The organism is Amycolatopsis sp. NPDC043889 (assembly GCF_056435645.1).
This window is the reverse complement of the sequence record NZ_JBWKEC010000001.1, coordinates 948,545-964,567: the sequence shown is the minus strand read 5'-3', so window position 1 is coordinate 964,567 and position 16,023 is coordinate 948,545. Positions and strand designations below refer to the sequence as shown.

The following is a 16,023-nucleotide window of genomic DNA, read 5'->3' as shown; positions in this document are numbered from 1 at the left end:
ATCACGCGGTTAAGGTGGCGTCGTGGCTCGAGCTCTCCTGCTTCGCTGCCGCGACGGGGCCTGATCGGACCGGCTCCCCGTCGCGGGGCTTCGTGGTGCCGGTCGTCGCACCCGATTCTTCAGGAGAACCGTCCCCTCATGAGCATCCGCAAGCCCACCCGTCCTGCCCCTTCCGAGCAGGCTTCGTGGAATACCCAGCGCGGCACTTCGATGCCCGTGCACCGCTATCGTCCCTGGTACGACCTGATCGAGGACATCTCGCTGCCCGACCGCACCTGGCCGGACAAGCGCATCGACACCGCGCCGCTGTGGTGCGCCGTCGACCTGCGTGACGGCAACCAGGCCCTGATCGACCCGATGTCGCCCGCGCGCAAGCGCAAGTTCTTCGACCTGCTGGTCCGCATGGGCTACAAGGAGATCGAGGTCGGCTTCCCGGCGGCGTCGCAGACGGACTTCGACTTCGTCCGCGAGATCATCGACGAGGGCGCCATCCCGGACGACGTCAGCATCCAGGTGCTGACCCAGTGCCGCCCGGAGCTGATCGAGCGCACCTTCAAGGCGCTCGAAGGCGCGCCGCGCGCGATCGTGCACATCTACAACTCGACCTCGATCCTGCAGCGTCGCGTCGTGTTCCGCGAGGAACGCATCGGCATCACGAAGATCGCTTCGCAGGCCGCCGAGCTGGTCGTCGACTACGCCGCGAAGCAGCCGGACACCGACTTCCGGTTCCAGTACTCGCCGGAGTCCTACACCGGCACCGAGCTGTCGTACGCGCTCGAGGTCTGCAACACCATCACCGGGATCTGGCAGCCGACGCCGGAGAAGCCGGTCATCCTGAACCTGCCCGCCACCGTCGAGATGGCATCGCCGAACGTCTACGCCGACTCGATCGAGTGGATGCACCGCAACCTGGACCGCCGCGATTCGGTGATCCTGTCGCTGCACCCGCACAACGACCGCGGCACCGGCATCGCCGCCGCCGAACTGGGCTTCCAGGCCGGCGCGGACCGGATCGAAGGCTGCCTGTTCGGCAACGGCGAGCGCACCGGCAACGTCGACCTGGTCGCGCTGGGCATGAACCTGTACAGCCAGGGTGTCGACCCGCAGATCGACTTCTCCGACATGGACGAGATCAAGCGGACCGTCGAGTACTGCAACCAGCTGCCGGTGCACGAACGCAGCCCGTGGGCCGGTGACCTGGTGTTCACCGCGTTCTCCGGCAGCCACCAGGACGCGATCAACAAGGGCCTCGACGCGCTGAAGGCCGCCGCCGACAAGGTGGGGACGCCGGTCGACGAGCACCCGTGGGAGGTCCCCTACCTGCCGATCGACCCGAAGGACATCGGCCGCAACTACGAGGCCGTGATCCGGGTGAACTCGCAGTCCGGCAAGGGCGGCGTCGCCTACATCATGAAGGCCGAGCACCAGCTCGACCTGCCGCGGCGCCTGCAGATCGAGTTCTCGAAGGTCGTCCAGCGCCACACCGACACCGAGGGCGGCGAGGTCGACCCGGCCACGATGTGGAACGCGTTCTCGGCCGAGTACCTGGAGCTGAAGACGCCGCTGGAGCTGGTGCGCCAGCACGTCAGGGACAACGGCGACGGCGAGTACGACATCACCGCCACCGTGCGGGTCGAGGGTGACGAGCACGAGGTCACCGGCCGGGGCAACGGCCCGATCGCGGCGTTCTTCGACGCGCTGTCGACCGTCGGGTTCGACCTGCGGCTGCTGGACTACAGCGAGCACACGCTCTCGCCGGGCGACGACGCGCGGGCCGCGTCGTACATCGAGTGCGCGATCTCCGACCGGGTGTACTGGGGGATCGGGATCGACCCGTCGATCGTGACCGCTTCGCTGCGGGCCGTCATTTCCGCGGTGAACCGGGCTCACCGGTAGTTTTCGCTTCGCGCGTGAAGGCCCCTTCCCCTCGGCTGAGCCGAGGGGAAGGGGCCTTCACGCGCTACAGGGCCTTCACGGCGGCCAGGATGTCGGCCGGATCGGTGCGCGTCGTGTAATCCGGGTGCACGTCGATGTACCGGATGACCCCCTCGCCGTCCACGACCAGGACGGTCGGATAGGGCAGCTCCCATTCCGCCGCCCCGTTGATCTTCTCGACGTCGCCGATGAGCGTGTCGAAGGCCGGCTTCGTCTCCGGAGCCAGCCGGAACGTGATGCCGAGCGCACGGCCGAGCTGGTTGTCCACATCGGACAGCACGGCGAACTCGAGATCCTTCGTGGACAAGGAGTCGTCCGGCAGCTGCGGGCTGACGGCGATCAGCTTCACGCCCAGGTTCTCCAGCTCCGGCAACAGTTCCCGCTGATACGTACGCAAGGCCAGGTTGCAGTACGGACACCACGCGCCGCGGTAGAACACCACGACCGCGGGGCCGTCCGCGACCCGGACCCGCTCGCCGCCGGCGTCCGGCAGCACGAGGTCCGGCATCGCCGTTCCCGGCTTCGCGGCCTCCTCGGCGACCACCCCCACGAACGTCGCACGGTCGGCCTTGAGCACCTCGGCGACCTCGGCCGGAACGTGGCTCGCGACGGATTCCCGCAGCTCGGCGAGGTCGGTGTTGAGATCCCCCATGGTCAGCTCCCTTGGTTGTACTGATCGGTACAGTGAGGCTGACTGTACTATTCGGTACATGAGTGGTCAACCGGCGAAGACCCCGCAGGGGCGGATGACGAGGGACGCGATCGTCGACGCGGCGGCGGAGCTGATGTACGTCAACGGCGTCGCCGGGACGAGCGTCGACAAGGTGCTCGCGGCGAGCGGCGCCGGGAAATCGCAGATGTACCACTACTTCAAGAACAAGGATCAGCTCGTCGAGGCGGTCATCGCCCGCTTCCTCGAAAACATCCTCGGCAATCAGCCGACCATCTTCGAGCTGCACGACTGGGCCGATTTCGACCAGTGGGCGAGCGAGATCCTGGCCATCCAGACCACGCCCAAGGGACCGATCGCCTGCCCGCTGGGCAACCTCACCGGCGAACTCGGCGACGACCCCCAGATGGCCCCGCTGCTGGACAAGGCCTACCGCGAATGGGAGTCACATCTCCAGCGCGGACTGGAATCGTTGCGAGAAAAGGGAAAACTCGCCGCGGACGCCGACCCGGCCAGGCTCGCGCAAGCCGCCATGAGCTGCGTCCAAGGCGGCCTGCTGATGGCCCACCTGCGCCATGACGTCACGCCGATCGCCGACGCGCTCCAGATCGCGCTGGACCACCTGAAGAGTCACGCTCGCCCGTGAGCGCGCCGACCTCGTCGGCGAGCGCGTCGAGCACCTTCGCCACCGCCGGCCGGGAAGACGCCCCGAGCCGGTAGACCGCTTCCACGTGCCGCGCCGCCTTGATCCCGGCGAGCGGGCGGCAAACGAGGCCGCTGCCGCGCCGAGTGTCCATTGTGTACCGGGGCAGCAGCGCGATCCCGTGCCCGGCGGCGACGAGCCGCTCGGTGATGCGGAAATCGTTGATGCGCTGGACGACCTGCGGGCGCACCCCGGTGCGGATGATCAGCGACTGCAGGATGTCGTCCACCGGGAACCCGGCGTTGACGCTGATCCAGCGTTCGTCGGCGAGTTCGGCCAGCTCGATGCGGCGCCGCTTCGCCAGCCGGTGCCCGGCGGGGAGCGCGACGTCGAGCGGTTCACGCAGCAGATGCCGCGTCTCCAGCCGGTCCGAGCCGAGCGACGGCGCGTGCTCGTCCCGGTGCGCCACCACGATGTCGTAATCCGCGACGAGCCCGGGGACCTCCGGCGGGGTCATGTCGACGTCGCGCACGATGACGTCCAGCCCGTCGAACTCCGCCGTCCGGTGCAGCAGCCCGGGCAGCAGCATCAGCCCGGCCGACTGGAAGATCGCCACCCGGACCCGGCCGCGCGGGGCGCTGCGATAAGTGTCCAATTCGGACTCCGCGCGCTCCAGGGCGGCGAGTACGTCGTCCGCGCGGGCGACCAGCGCGCGACCCGCGTCGGTCAGCCGCAGTCCTCTTCCGGCGGGTTCGGTCAGCGCGAGACCGACGTCACTCTGCAAGGCGCGCAGCTGCTGGGAAACCGCGGACGGCGTGCAGTGCAACGCCTTCGCGGCCGCCGTCACGCTTCCGCGATCGGCGAACTCCCGCAGGGTCCGCAACCGGCCGATGTCCATACCGCCAGCATATGTGAAGCCGAACTGAACGATCGCTGCAAATATTCTCGCTGGTCCTAAAGGGTCGCACCACGTAAGAGTGAAGACATGCCCGCCCGCGATCGTCTGCTCGCCCTGTTCGTCGCCGTCCTCTGGGGCTGCAACTTCCTCGCCATCCACGCCACTCTCGGCCAGTTCCCGCCCGTCTTCGCCGGCGGGCTGCGCTTCGCGGTCATCGCCATCCCGACGATCCTGTTCGTGCCGTGGCCGAAGGTGAAGATCCGCCACCTGCTCGGCTACGGGCTGGGCTTCGGCACCGGGCAGTTCGTGTTCCTCTTCATCGCGATGGACACCGGTATGCCGACCGGTCTCGCGTCGCTGGTGCTGCAGGCGTCGGCGCCGTTCACCGTCCTGCTCGGCGCCGTCTTCCTGCGTGAACGCGTGTCCGGACGGCAGCTCACCGGCATCCTGCTCGCCGTCGCCGGGATGGCGACGATCGCCTGGCAGCAGGCCGGGAACGCCGCCCTGCTGCCGGTGATCCTGACCCTCCTCGGCGCCCTGAGCTGGGCGTTCGGCAACCTGAGCACCCGGCAGGCGGCACCGGACAACCCGCTGAACTTCGTCCTCTGGATGTCCGTGGTGCCGCCGCTGCCGATGTTCGCGCTGTCGCTGGTCATGGAGGGCCCCGCCGAGATCGGACACTCGCTGAGCACCCTCGGCACCACCACCGGGCTGATCGGCCTCGGCGGCCTCGCCTACGTGGTGCTGTTCGGCACGATCGTCGGCTCCGGGATCTGGACGTCGCTGATGCGCCGCAACCCCGCGGGCGTGGTCGCGCCGTTCTCCCTGCTGGTGCCGGTCGTCGGACTGTCGATGGCGTTCCTGGTCCTCGACGAACGCCCCTCACTGGCAGAGATCCTCGCGGCGGCCGTGGTCATCGGCGGCGTCCTGTTCGGTTCGACGAAGCGCCGCGCGCGCGAACCGGATTTCCTCGCCGAAGCCGAAACGCCTCAGCCCACTGGTGTGCGGTGAGGCTTTTGGGCACGACCTCCTTGCCGGGACAGGTGAACACCCGCCGTACGAAGTCCTGGTAGCGCACACGATCCGCGGCTTCGACGAGCGGACGCTCGCGGCGGGTCATGGTGAGCAGACCGCCGTCGACACCGGGTTTCGGGCGGAACGCCGTGGCGGGCACCCGCCCCGCCAGCCGGAAGTCGAACCACGGCCACCACTGCGCGGTCATCATGGTCGCGCCACCGACCCCGGCCCGGCGGCGCGCCACCTCCCACTGCATGAGCAGGACGGCGTCCGTCCAACCGGGAGCGGCGAGGACGTGACGCAGGGTCGCGGTGGTCAGGTGGAACGGCAGATTGCCGACCAGTACGTGTGGCGTCTTCGGCAGGGGGAACCGCAGGTAGTCCGCGGTGACGATCTTCGTCGAGGGCTGGACGCGGCCCGCCAGCCGGGCGGCTCGGCGGTCGTCGACCTCGACGCCGGTCAGTGGCCTGCCGAGCCGTTCGAGCGGCAAGGTCAGCGCGCCGTCGCCGGTGCCGAATTCGATGACCGGCCCGTCCGTACCGTCGACGAGCTTCACGACGGTTTCGATGATGTTCCGGTCGATGAGGAAGTTCTGGCCGAGTTCATGACGGCCAGGACGCTGTGTGCGCAAGGGATCTCCGCGGCTTCGAGGTGAGCCGGGCAGCACGAGGCCTGCCCGGCGATGACTCGCTCGGGCGGCGGTTCCTTGCTTGACGCCGGGGATCCGCCGCTAGTTGCGGCGGGTCCTGGTGAACGCGGAAGCACACATGGCGGCGAAACTACCTCGGGCCGGAGGCCTCACGCCAATCGTTTTCTACGCGCCGATCCGGCTGGTGCCGAGGTGCTCGACCGGGCCGGACAGCGCGGCCTTGACGTGGCGGGTGAGGTCGTCGGTGAGCACCTCGGTCTCGCCCTTCTCCAGCCCGTCGACGACCTGGCGGGCGACGTCGCGCGGGTCGTTCTTGGGGATGTCGAGGCCCTGGGTCATGTCGGTGTCGGTGTAGCCGAGGTGGACGCCGACGACCTGTGTGCCCCGGTCGGCGAACTCGATGCGGAGCGAATTCGTGAGAGACCAGAAGGCCGCCTTCGACGCGCCGTAGGAGCCCGAGCCGGCCGCCCACGACAGGATGGAATGCACGTTGACCAGCGCTCCGCCGCCCTTGAGCTGCGGCGCAAACGCTTGCGCGATCCGCAGCGCGCCGAAGACGTTCGTTTCGAAGACCGGGCGGTGCGCGTCGACGTCATCGGTCAACAGCGAACCGAGGCCGAGGACTCCGGCGTTGTTGAAGACGATCGTGGCGTCGCCCGCCTTCTCCGCCAGCGCGCGGACGGATTCGGGGTCGGTGACGTCGAGCGGGAGCGGGACGATCCGCGGGTCGGTCTCCTCGCGCGGCGACCTGGCGGTCGCGTAGACCTTGGCGGCACCGCGGGCCAGCAGTTCGGCGACGAACGCCTTGCCGAGCCCGCGCTGCCCGCCGGTGACCAGGGCGACGGCGCCTTCGATGGAGGTCATGACTGTGCTCCCTTGACAGAAGTGTTTATTGTTTGCCTCTGTCGTCAGCATGGCGACGCGCGCCGACAGAGTCAAGTACGCTTGACCTATGTCATGGACCGCGACGGACCGATACCGGTTACGCACCGCCCCCTCGGGGCTGGCGCTCGTTCAGGACTTCCTCAACACGAAGGCGATCAAGACCTACGGCCTCGACCTGCTGAACGACACCGACCTGACGCGGCCTTGGGCCGCCGAGGCGCTGGCGGAATGGTCGCGGGCACGGGACGCCGAGGTGCCCGAGATCACGCTGGGGCCAGGCGACCTTCGCGCGCTTCGCGACCTGCGAGAGACCTTCGTTTCGCTCGTGGAAGACGGGGACGCTGACTTCGGCAAACCGGTCAAGGCGGATCTGACGCTGCGGGACGGCGTCGTCCGGCTGTTCCCGTCCGGTACCGGACGGCAGTGGCTCGCGTCGGCGCTGTGGACGGAGACGCTGCTCGCGCAGCAGGCCGGGATCTGGCCGCGGCTGAAACTGTGCCGTCTCGACGGCTGCCGTTCGGCCTTCTACGACGTCTCGCGCAACAACAGCGGGGTCTGGCACGACGTGCGCACCTGCGGGAACGTCGCCAACCTGCGGGCGGCCCGGGAGCGGAAGAGAGCGCTCAGCTGAACGAAGCCAGCGCCGAGGGGATCGGGATCTCGCCGCCGATGACGTCGAAACCCTGGTTCTCGGTGAGCGGCTCCTCCAGCGTGGCGACCAGGACGGCGGCGACGTCCGCGCGGGAGACGCGGCCCGGTTCGAGGTGACCGCCGAGCTTGACGCGGCCGGTGGGCTGGTCGTCGGTGAGCGTGCCGGGCCGGACGATCGTCCAGTTCAGGCTGGAGCGCCGCAGGACACTGTCGGAGATCTGCTTCGCCATCAGGATCGACCGCACCAGGCGATCGCCCTGGTCCGGCGAATCCGCGAACTGCGCGGAAAGCTGCACGAACCGCGAGACACCGGCCTTCTCGGCGGCGCGGATCGCGGTGATCACGCCGTCGCGGTCGACGAGGTCGACGGAGGCCTGATCGGGATCGGGTGCGCCGATCGCGCTGATCACCACCTCGGAACCGGCGAGCGCCTCGACGAGGTCTTCCGCGTCCGCGGTGACGTCCGCGACCACGGTTTCGGCGCCGAGACCGGCGACCTCCTCCGCGCGGCGACGACTGCGCAGCCCCGCCCGCACCTGATGGCCTCGGCCCCGCAGAAGCCGGACCACGTGGATCCCCGTCCGCCCCGACGCTCCCAGCACTGTGACCCGCATGACACGAGTCTGCCCGAAGGCGGCCTTCCGCGCCTGCCCGCGTTTAGTCCTCTAAATGCGGGAAGTACAGGAAGGCCCCCTTCCTGTACGCAGGCGCAAGGAAGGGGGCCTTCATGTACTTCAAGCGGGACTAGAGGATCTCCGCCGCCGAGCCGACGTCCGGCAGCCCGCCGACGTCGGGGTTCAGCTCCCCGGCTCCGACGAGTTCCGCCTTGACCTCGTGCGGTTTGATCCGCCCGTCGCGGATGTCCTCCGCGTAGTGGCAGGCGACCCGGTGCCCGGCGCCGATCTCCCGCAACTGCGGGCGGTCGGTGTCGCACAGGCTCTGCTGTTTCCACGGGCATCGCGTGTGGAACCGGCAGCCGGACGGCGGCCGCGCCGGCGACGGCAGGTCGCCGGCGAGCAGGATCTGCTCCCGGTTGTCCTCCACCGTCGGGTCCGGCACGGGGATCGCCGAAAGCAGCGCCCGCGTGTACGGGTGCAGCGGGTTCTCGTACAGCGTGTCGGCGTCGGCCTCTTCGACCAGCGAGCCGAGGTACATCACGCCGATGCGGTCGGAGATATGCCGCACCACCGCGAGGTCGTGCGCGATCACCAGGTACGTGAGCCCGAGCTTCTCCTGCAGGTCCTCCAGGAGGTTGACCACCTGCGCCTGCACCGAGACGTCCAGCGCGGACACCGGTTCGTCGGCGACGATCAGGTCCGGCTCGACCGCGAGCGCCCGCGCGATCCCGATGCGCTGACGCTGGCCGCCCGAGAACTCGTGCGGGTACTTCCGCAGCGAGGACTCCGGAAGACCGACGGCGGCGAGGAGTTCGCGCAGCCGCTTGGCCGTCGCCTCCTTGTCCTTGGCGAGGCCGTGCGCCTTCATTCCTTCGGTCAGAATGGATTCCACCGACTGCCGAGGGTCCAAAGAGGACATCGGGTCCTGGAAGACCATCTGCATCCGGCGGCGGGCCTTGCGCAGGTCCTCGCCATTGAGGCCCGCGACGTCGGTGCCGTCGAAGACGACGTTGCCGTTCGTCAGTTCGGTCAGCCGGAGGATCGCCCTGCCCAAAGTGGACTTCCCGCAGCCGGATTCCCCGACCAGACCGTAGGTCTCACCCCTGCGGATGGCCAGATCGACGCCGTCCACGGCGTACACGTACCCGACCGTCCGGTCGATCACGATGCCGCGTTTGATCGGGAAGTGCACCTTGAGGTCGTTGACCTCGAGCAGTACTTCCTGCTCCGGTACCGCGTGCGTCATCGGACCCCTCCTCGTGCGGCCACGGCCGGGATCACCGGGTTGTGGCAGCGCAGCAGTCCACCGCGATCGGGGGTCAGCTGCGGTGAAACCTCCCGGCACACGCCGAGAGCGTTCGGGCAGCGGGGCGCGAAGGCGCAGCCGCCGTCCCACGGGATGTTGTCGGCGACGGATCCCTTGATGGGGATCAGTTTCTCGCCGCGGCCCGCGTCGAGCCGCGGGATCGAGGCGAGCAGGCCGTGCGTGTACGGATGCCGCGGCTCGGCGAACAGCGAGTGCCGCTCCGCCCGCTCGACGATCTTGCCGCCGTAGAGCACGTTTACCTCGTCGCAGAGACCGGCGACGACACCGAGGTCGTGCGTGATCATGATCAGCGCGGTCCCGGTGTCCTGCACCAGTTCCCGCAGCAGCGCGAGGATCTGCGCCTGGATCGTCACGTCGAGCGCGGTGGTCGGCTCGTCGGCGATGAGCAGCCGCGGACGGCACGCCAGCGCGATCGCGATCAGCGCACGCTGCCGCATCCCACCGGACAGCTGGTGCGGGTACTCGGAAAGCCGCCGCGTCGGGTCGGGGATGCCGACCTTGTCCAGCAGCTCCGCCGCCTCCACCGACGCCGCCTTGCGCGCCATCCCGCGGTGCCGCTCCAGCACCTCGGTGATCTGCAGGCCGATCGGGATGACCGGGTTCAGCGAGGACAGCGGATCCTGGAACACCATGCCGAGGTCACGGCCGCGGCGGTCCCGCATTTCCTTGTCCGACAGGCGAAGCAGATCCGTGCCTTCGAACGACACCGAACCGCTGACCTGGTTGCCGCGTTTCGCGAGCAGCCGCATGATCGCCAGCGAGGTCACGGACTTGCCGCAACCGGACTCACCGACGAGACCGACCGTCTGGCCGGGTTCGACGTCGAAACTGACCTCGTCCACCGCGGTGAACGGCTTCTCGCCGCGTCGCTGGAAAACGACCTTGAGGTCGCGTACTTCGAGGAGTGCCATCAGAAAGTCACCGCCTGTTCTTCGGATCGAGGGCTTCCCGCAGGGACTCGCCGAGCAGCGTGAACCCGAGCGCGACGATGATGATCGCGATGGCCGGGTAGTACGCCAGCTCGGGGCGGATGTCGAGGAACTGCCGAGCGCTGCGGCTCAGCATGATGCCCCATTCCGCCCGGTTCGGGTCCGGGTCGCCGAGACCGAGGAACGACAGCGCCGCCGCCTCGAGGATCGCGGTCGCCAGGGTCAGCGTGGCCTGCACGATGACCGGGCCGAGCGAGTTGGGCAGCATATGCCGCAACACGATCGCCCCGCGTTTGACGCCGAGCGACGTCGCCGCGAGCACGTGGTCGCTGTTTCTCTGCGCGAGCATCGAACCGCGCAGCAACCGCGCGAAGATCGGCACGCTGACCATCGACACCGCGACGATCACGGTCCACTGGCTCGGCTTCTGGAACAGCGCGGCGACCGAGATCGCCAGCAGCAGCGACGGCACGGACAGCATGACGTCGACGAGCCGCATCAGCACGGTGTCGACCCAGCCGCCGAACGCACCGGCGAGGCCACCGATGATCATGCCGACCACGACGCCGATGATCGTCGCGAGCACACCGACCAGCAGCGTGTTCTGCGCGCCGACCAGCAGCCGCGAAAGGTAGTCGCGGCCGAAGTCGTCGACACCGAGCGGGAAACCGGGCTGAGCGCCCGGGATGATGCCCTGGCCGAGGATGACCTGGCTCTGCAGATACCGCTCGTAGGGATCCTTCGGCGCCAGGAGCGGTGCGAAGATCGCCACCAGCAGGAACAGGCCGGTGATCACGGCGCCGGTGATGGCCACCGGGCTCCGCATCATCCGGCGCAGCGCCTCGCCACCGAGGCTGTGGCCCTTCGCCGACGAAGCCGCGAGCTTGTCGATCGGCTCCTTCTTCTTGTTCAGCAAGGTGTTCATCGGACACGCACCCTCGGGTCGATGAGCCCGTACGAGATATCGACCAGCATGTTCACCAGCACGTAGACCAGCGCGCCGAACAGCAGCAGCGCCTGCAGACGTGGGTAGTCACGCCGCTCGATGCCTTCGGCGAGCAGGAAGCCGAGGCCGCGGAAGTTGAACACCCGCTCGGTCAGCACGGCGCCACCGAGCAGCGCGCCGGTCTGGAGGCCGATGACGGTGACCACCGGCAGGAGGCCGTTGCGGAGCACGTGACGGCGCCGCACGATCGGCTGGGTCAGGCCCTTCGAGTTGGCCGTGCGGATGAAGTCCTCGTTCAGCACGTCCAGCACCGAGGCCCGGGTGATCCGGACGATGACCGCGAGCGGGATCGTGGCCAGCGCGAACGCCGGGAGGATCAGGTGGGTGAGCGCGTCCCAGGCGGCGTCCCATTCCTGGGTGATGATGCCGTCGAAGACCGCGAACCCGGTGACGGTGGTGGCGTCGAGACCGGCCATCTGACGGCCCTGCGAGGGAAGTCCCAGCGGGGCGGCCAGCAGGTCCTGCATCATGTAGCCGAGGAAGAACACCGGGACGGCGACGCCGACCAGGCTGAGCACGATGATGACGTTGTCGACGGCCCCGCCGCGGAAGCGGGCGGACAGGTAGCCGAACGGGATGCCGAGGCCCACCGCGATGAGCATCGCGCAGAAGCCGAGCTCGATCGTGGCGGGAAGGAAGTTCCCGATCTCCGACATGACCGGCTGGGCGGAGACCAGCGAGTTGCCGAAATCGCCGGTGATCGCCCGGCCGAGGAACTTGAAGTACTGGACGAAAATCGGATCGTCGAGGCCGAGGAGCTTGTTCAGGTCGGCGATCTTCTCCGGGGTCGCCTTGTCACCCAGGAGGGCGCCGGCGGGGCCACCGGGCAGGGACCGGAGCCAGGCGAAGATCAAAATGGACAGGATCAAGAGCGTCGGTATCGCTTGTAGCAGCCGACGCACGAGAAAACGGAGCACGTGCGTTCCTTTGTTGCCAGCCCGGGAATGGGCCACTAGGGGGTGGGCGCGGTAGCGCCCACCCCCTAGTGGCTCAGTGGTGGTGGATCAGTTGACCGTGACGGTGTAGAAGCGCTCGTCGGTCAGCGGGCTGGCCACCAGGCCCTTCACCTTCGGGCCCACGACGATCGCCGGGGGGCCGTAGGAGATCGGGATGGCGGGCAGGTATTCCATGATCTTCTGGTTCACTTCCTGGTACGCCTTGGTGTGCGCCTCACCGGCGGGCGCGGCGTCCGCGGCCGAGATGGCCGAGAACAGCTCCGGGTTGGCGAAGCCGAACTCCGGCTTCTCGCGGCCGAAGAAGGTACCGACGAAGTTACCGGCGTCGTTGTAGTCACCGGTCCAGCCGAGCAGGTGCACGTCGTGCTTGCCCGCCTTCTGGACGTCGTCCTTGTAGCCACCGTTCCACGGCTTGGCGACCGGCTCGACCTTGATGCCCATGGCCTTCATGTCCTCGGACAGCGAGGTGAAGATGTCGGCCGGGTTCGGCATGTACGGCCGGGTGACCTCGGTCGGGTAGTAGAACTTCAGGGTCATGCCTTCGGCGCCGGCTTCCTTCAGCAGGTCTTTCGCCTTCTGAAGGTTGTAGTCGTACTTGGTGACGTTCTCGTTGTAGCCGTCGATCGCCTTCGGCACGAACTGGGTCGCGGTCTCGGCGCCCTCGGGGAGCTTCGACTTCACGAACTGCTCACGGTTGAGGCCGTAAGCCAGCGCCTGGCGGACCTTGAGGTCCTTCAGCTTCGGGTTGTTCTTCTGGTTGATGCCCAGGTACAGGACGTTGAACGACGGGCGGATGAGCACCTGCTCGCCGTCGTTGCGCAGCAGGCCGTAGTCCGCGGGCGACGGGTAGTCGTAGCCCTGGATGTCGCCGGCCTTGAGCGCCTGCTTGCGGGCGTTCTCGTCCGGGATGACCTTGAAGACCAGCTTGTCGAGCTTGGCCGTCTGGGTCGGCGAGTCGGTGGCCTTGACCAGCGTGATCTCACCCTTGGCCTGGTCCCAGCTCTCGAACTTGAACGGGCCGGTGCCGGTGGGATGCTTCAGCGCGTACTCCGGGTAGGAGAACGAGTCACCGCTCTGGGTGACGGCGTCGGCGTTGTACTTCTTCAGCGCGTCCGGGCTCTGGATCGAGAACGACGGCAGCGTGAAGGCCGCCGGGAAGGCGCCCTTGGCCTTGTTCAGGTTGAGGACGGCGGTGGACTCGTCCTTGACCTGGCAGTCCTTGAAGACCGGGTCACCGGAAGCGTCGCCCTCGTTCTTGGCGAAGCCTTCGAAGACGTCGCCGTAGTAGATCATCTGGCTCTGGGCGGCGGCGCCCTTCATGTTGTACATGCGGTTGAAGTTGAAGCAGACCGCCTCGGCGTTGAACGGGGTGCCGTCGTGGAACTTGACACCCTTCTTCAGGGTGAAGGTCCAGGTCTTGCCTTCGTTGCTGCCTTCCCACTTCTCCGCCAGACCAGGCTCGAGGTCCGCGGTCCCCGGCTTGTTCATGATCAGCGTGTCCATCATCTGGCGGATGATGCGGAAGGTCTCACCGTCGTCGTTGAAGAGCGGGTCGAACGTCTTCGGGTTACCGGCGGCACCGAAGACCATCGTGCCTCCCGAGCCACCCCCTGCGCCTTCTTCACGCTTCGATTCGGCACAGGCGGAAATGGAGACCGCGAGTGCGCCGGCAAGCCCGATCAGGGCCACACGGCGTGCTCGGGTCACCCGCAGTTGCTGCATCTGGCACCCCTTGAGGAGATTTTCGGTGTTTAGGCACCGTCCGGTCGGTCGGAAAGTCGAGCTCCACGGACGATCGGTGTGCCCGCCGACACTAGCGGGAACTCAGCCCGCACTTAAGCACGCGAGGTTACGATCGCGCTACACGACGGCCAATACGACCGCAAAGTGTCCGCAATTCCGGACGGAGTGTAATCAATTCCGGACCACTAACGCGCAGAGTGCCGGGTCACTGACTCAAATGGGTGCTTACCGCTACAACCAATGGGTCACTGACAAAACAGGACATTCGCGGGTATCGGGCCGCCTCTCGTGAGTGGTAAGGCCGGTTCTAACCGTCCTTATCACTCACGACCGCCTGTACCGATACCGCCACTCGGCACGGGCCTTACCACTCCAGAGGGGTGATCACGCGATCCGCCGCGGCCCGGGTCCCGTCGACCGCGAACCACCCGCGCTCGAACAACTGCCAGCGCCGCAGTTCCGCCCGGGACCCCTCGCCGTCACGCTCGACGCCGCGGTCCAGCCGTTCGGCCTCGCTCCCGCCGTCCAGCCAGGTCAGCAGGGACAACGCGGGCCGCATCCGCGCGCGGCCGCTGGAAACGCCCTCCAGCACCAGCACCTCGGGGACCGGGATGTCGATCTCTTCACCCGGCAGTGGGACGCCACTGGACCAGTCCACTCGCCGGTACCGGCCGACCCTTCCCGCGCGCAGCGGTTCCAGGACACCGGTCTCCAGCCGCGGCCACCACGAAACGGGTTCGTCCCAGGTGGCGAACTCGTCGGTGCTCACCAGCGCCACCCGGACACCACGACCGGCCAGTTCGGCCACGATCTTCCCGGCCAGCGTGGACTTCCCGGAGCCGGACGGGCCGTCGACGGCCAGCACGCGGACGGCGCCCAGCCTCGGCGGGGCCGCGAGAAGGGCGTCGATCAGCGTGCGCGTGCGGGGCTCACTTCGGGGAGCCCCTTGACGTTGTCGGGCGTGGCCGTCCTGGCTTCGAGCGCGGCGACCCGTTCTTCCAGGTCACGCTGGGCGTCGGCGAGTTCGCAGCGGAGCAGCGCGATCTCCTCGACGGAGGTCCGGACCTCTTCTTCGAGATGCCCGACTTCGGTCGACAGATGCAACGCGACCAGCGCCAGCACCACGCCGGCCAAGAGGAATACGAAGTTCGACGGCGTCTGCACGCCGGTTATCCGTGCCATGAAGTCGGCGGCCTGCGGAACGAGGGCGAGCACGACCACGCCGACGGCGAGGACGAGCCAGACACCCGCGTACTTTTCCCGCAGTTTCCGCCGTCGCATCATCTCGAGGACGACGAACAGCACGAGACAGGCGACGACGATGCTGAGAATGCGCCAGCCAGCCATAATCAGCTCCTTTTACGCCGAATCCGACGAGTCGACGGCGGGACGGCGGCGCACCAGCGCCAGCAGCAGGGCGAGTCCGGCGCGGCCGAGGTAGATGGCCGATTTCACCGGCGAATGGCTCGGCGTTCCGGCCGCCCGTTCGCGCATGATCACCGGGATTTCCTTGATCTTCAGTTCGGCGCGGATCGCCATCACCAGCGATTCGACCGTGTCGCCGAGGTATTCGGCCGGGTAGTACGCGGCGAACAGTTTGATCGCGCGCGGGCCCATCGCCTTGAACCCGGAGGTCACGTCGGTGAGCTTGGTCTTCCCGAGCCGGGAGAAAACGACCGAGAGCGCGACCATCGCGTATTTCCGCGGGCCGCTCGCCTTGTACGAACCCTTGCCCGCGAACCGCGAGCCGATCGCGATGTCGGCGTCGTCGAGCGCGTCCAGCAGGGCGGCGACCTCGTCGGGATCGTGCTGACCGTCCGCGTCCACCTGGACGACGACGTCGTAGCCGCGGGCGGCCGCGTACCGGAAGCCGGTGCGCATCGCCCCGCCGACGCCGAGGTTCACCGCCAGGCGGGCCACCTCCGCGCCCGCCGCACGGGCGAGCTTGGCCGTGTCGTCGGACGAGCCGTCGTCGACCACCAGCACGTCCATGCCCGGCAAGGACTGCTTGACCTGGGAAATGACCGCGCCGACACTGGCCTGCTCGTTCAGAGCGGGCATCACGATGAGTACGCGGCGGGTGGTCACGGACGTACT

General features: G+C 68.0%; 17 protein-coding genes. 4 read left to right on the top strand and 13 right to left on the bottom strand.

Going from position 1 to position 16,023, the window contains the following annotated elements; translation table 11 throughout:
• Positions 1-138 precede the first annotated feature (138 nt).
• A complete protein-coding gene (leuA, locus tag AC0685_RS04905; RefSeq protein ID WP_478224323.1) occupies positions 139-1,896 on the top strand; it encodes a 2-isopropylmalate synthase in 1,758 nt (585 codons plus the stop codon).
• 64 nt (positions 1,897-1,960) lie between these two features.
• Here leuA and AC0685_RS04900 read toward each other — a convergent pair whose 3' ends face one another.
• Entirely contained in the window at positions 1,961-2,587 is a 627-nt protein-coding gene (locus AC0685_RS04900) for a peroxiredoxin-like family protein (RefSeq protein ID WP_478224322.1), read from the bottom strand.
• 58 nt (positions 2,588-2,645) lie between these two features.
• Here AC0685_RS04900 and AC0685_RS04895 point away from each other — a divergent pair, with 58 nt between their 5' ends.
• On the top strand, positions 2,646-3,251 hold the full coding sequence (locus AC0685_RS04895) for a TetR/AcrR family transcriptional regulator (protein WP_478224321.1): 606 nt from the start codon (positions 2,646-2,648) through the stop codon (positions 3,249-3,251).
• Here AC0685_RS04895 and AC0685_RS04890 read toward each other — a convergent pair.
• Complete coding sequence (locus AC0685_RS04890; RefSeq protein WP_478224320.1) at positions 3,187-4,146, bottom strand: LysR family transcriptional regulator; 960 nt, start codon at positions 4,144-4,146, stop codon at positions 3,187-3,189. The genes AC0685_RS04895 and AC0685_RS04890 overlap by 65 nt on opposite strands.
• A gap of 87 nt (positions 4,147-4,233) precedes the next feature.
• On the opposite strand from AC0685_RS04890, the gene AC0685_RS04885 reads away from it, so the two are divergent.
• Complete coding sequence (locus AC0685_RS04885; protein WP_478224319.1) at positions 4,234-5,157, top strand: EamA family transporter; 924 nt, start codon at positions 4,234-4,236, stop codon at positions 5,155-5,157.
• Here AC0685_RS04885 and erm read toward each other — a convergent pair.
• Both erm and AC0685_RS04875 read right to left on the bottom strand, forming a co-directional pair.
• Positions 5,060-5,794: a 23S ribosomal RNA methyltransferase Erm gene (erm, locus tag AC0685_RS04880; RefSeq protein WP_478224318.1), complete on the bottom strand. Its 735-nt coding sequence runs from the start codon at positions 5,792-5,794 to the stop codon at positions 5,060-5,062. The two genes, AC0685_RS04885 and erm, sit on opposite strands and share 98 nt — an antisense overlap.
• 183 nt (positions 5,795-5,977) lie before the next feature.
• Positions 5,978-6,676 carry an SDR family oxidoreductase gene (locus tag AC0685_RS04875; RefSeq protein ID WP_478224317.1) on the bottom strand — a complete coding sequence of 233 codons (699 nt, stop codon included), beginning with the start codon at positions 6,674-6,676 and terminating at the stop codon, positions 5,978-5,980.
• Positions 6,677-6,764: 88 nt separating this feature from the next.
• On the opposite strand from AC0685_RS04875, the gene AC0685_RS04870 reads away from it, so the two are divergent.
• Entirely contained in the window at positions 6,765-7,328 is a 564-nt protein-coding gene (locus AC0685_RS04870) for a CGNR zinc finger domain-containing protein (RefSeq protein WP_478224316.1), read from the top strand.
• Here AC0685_RS04870 and AC0685_RS04865 read toward each other — a convergent pair.
• From AC0685_RS04865 to AC0685_RS04825, 9 genes are all read right to left on the bottom strand, one after another.
• Entirely contained in the window at positions 7,321-7,962 is a 642-nt protein-coding gene (locus tag AC0685_RS04865; protein ID WP_478224315.1) for an SDR family oxidoreductase, read from the bottom strand. The genes AC0685_RS04870 and AC0685_RS04865 overlap by 8 nt on opposite strands.
• A gap of 130 nt (positions 7,963-8,092) precedes the next feature.
• Complete coding sequence (locus AC0685_RS04860) at positions 8,093-9,211, bottom strand: ABC transporter ATP-binding protein (RefSeq protein WP_478224314.1); 1,119 nt, start codon at positions 9,209-9,211, stop codon at positions 8,093-8,095.
• Entirely contained in the window at positions 9,208-10,203 is a 996-nt protein-coding gene (locus tag AC0685_RS04855) for an ABC transporter ATP-binding protein (protein WP_340686321.1), read from the bottom strand. Before AC0685_RS04855 ends, AC0685_RS04860 begins: the two co-directional genes overlap by 4 nt.
• Positions 10,204-10,210: 7 nt before the next feature.
• The gene (locus AC0685_RS04850) at positions 10,211-11,146 is read right to left on the bottom strand and encodes an ABC transporter permease (protein ID WP_034314615.1); all 936 of its coding nucleotides are present in this window, start codon (positions 11,144-11,146) and stop codon (positions 10,211-10,213) included.
• A complete protein-coding gene (locus AC0685_RS04845) occupies positions 11,143-12,144 on the bottom strand; it encodes an ABC transporter permease (protein ID WP_063275656.1) in 1,002 nt (333 codons plus the stop codon). The genes AC0685_RS04850 and AC0685_RS04845 overlap by 4 nt, the downstream gene beginning before the upstream one ends.
• An 87-nt stretch (positions 12,145-12,231) precedes the next feature.
• Positions 12,232-13,905, bottom strand: coding sequence for an ABC transporter substrate-binding protein (locus tag AC0685_RS04840; protein WP_478224313.1), 1,674 nt, complete (start codon positions 13,903-13,905; stop codon positions 12,232-12,234).
• A 385-nt stretch (positions 13,906-14,290) separates the two neighbouring features.
• A complete protein-coding gene (locus AC0685_RS04835; RefSeq protein ID WP_478224466.1) occupies positions 14,291-14,806 on the bottom strand; it encodes a uridine kinase family protein in 516 nt (171 codons plus the stop codon).
• A gap of 29 nt (positions 14,807-14,835) precedes the next feature.
• Complete coding sequence (locus AC0685_RS04830) at positions 14,836-15,273, bottom strand: DUF2304 domain-containing protein (RefSeq protein WP_016337936.1); 438 nt, start codon at positions 15,271-15,273, stop codon at positions 14,836-14,838.
• 12 nt (positions 15,274-15,285) lie between these two features.
• Positions 15,286-15,987, bottom strand: a complete 702-nt coding sequence (locus AC0685_RS04825; protein WP_257489823.1) for a glycosyltransferase family 2 protein — start codon at positions 15,985-15,987, stop codon at positions 15,286-15,288.
• Positions 15,988-16,023: the final 36 nt, after the last annotated feature.

Coding starts and splice junctions, on each gene's coding strand:
- leuA (WP_478224323.1), top strand. CDS start 139: ATGAGCATCCGCAAGCCCACCCGTCCTGCCCCTTCCGAGCAGGCTTCG.
- AC0685_RS04900 (WP_478224322.1), bottom strand. CDS start 2,587: ATGGGGGATCTCAACACCGACCTCGCCGAGCTGCGGGAATCCGTCGCG.
- AC0685_RS04895 (WP_478224321.1), top strand. CDS start 2,646: ATGAGTGGTCAACCGGCGAAGACCCCGCAGGGGCGGATGACGAGGGAC.
- AC0685_RS04890 (WP_478224320.1), bottom strand. CDS start 4,146: ATGGACATCGGCCGGTTGCGGACCCTGCGGGAGTTCGCCGATCGCGGA.
- AC0685_RS04885 (WP_478224319.1), top strand. CDS start 4,234: ATGCCCGCCCGCGATCGTCTGCTCGCCCTGTTCGTCGCCGTCCTCTGG.
- AC0685_RS04875 (WP_478224317.1), bottom strand. CDS start 6,676: ATGACCTCCATCGAAGGCGCCGTCGCCCTGGTCACCGGCGGGCAGCGC.
- AC0685_RS04870 (WP_478224316.1), top strand. CDS start 6,765: ATGTCATGGACCGCGACGGACCGATACCGGTTACGCACCGCCCCCTCG.
- AC0685_RS04865 (WP_478224315.1), bottom strand. CDS start 7,962: ATGCGGGTCACAGTGCTGGGAGCGTCGGGGCGGACGGGGATCCACGTG.
- AC0685_RS04860 (WP_478224314.1), bottom strand. CDS start 9,211: ATGACGCACGCGGTACCGGAGCAGGAAGTACTGCTCGAGGTCAACGAC.
- AC0685_RS04855 (WP_340686321.1), bottom strand. CDS start 10,203: ATGGCACTCCTCGAAGTACGCGACCTCAAGGTCGTTTTCCAGCGACGC.
- AC0685_RS04850 (WP_034314615.1), bottom strand. CDS start 11,146: ATGAACACCTTGCTGAACAAGAAGAAGGAGCCGATCGACAAGCTCGCG.
- AC0685_RS04840 (WP_478224313.1), bottom strand. CDS start 13,905: ATGCAGCAACTGCGGGTGACCCGAGCACGCCGTGTGGCCCTGATCGGG.
- AC0685_RS04830 (WP_016337936.1), bottom strand. CDS start 15,273: ATGGCTGGCTGGCGCATTCTCAGCATCGTCGTCGCCTGTCTCGTGCTG.
- AC0685_RS04825 (WP_257489823.1), bottom strand. CDS start 15,987: ATGCCCGCTCTGAACGAGCAGGCCAGTGTCGGCGCGGTCATTTCCCAG.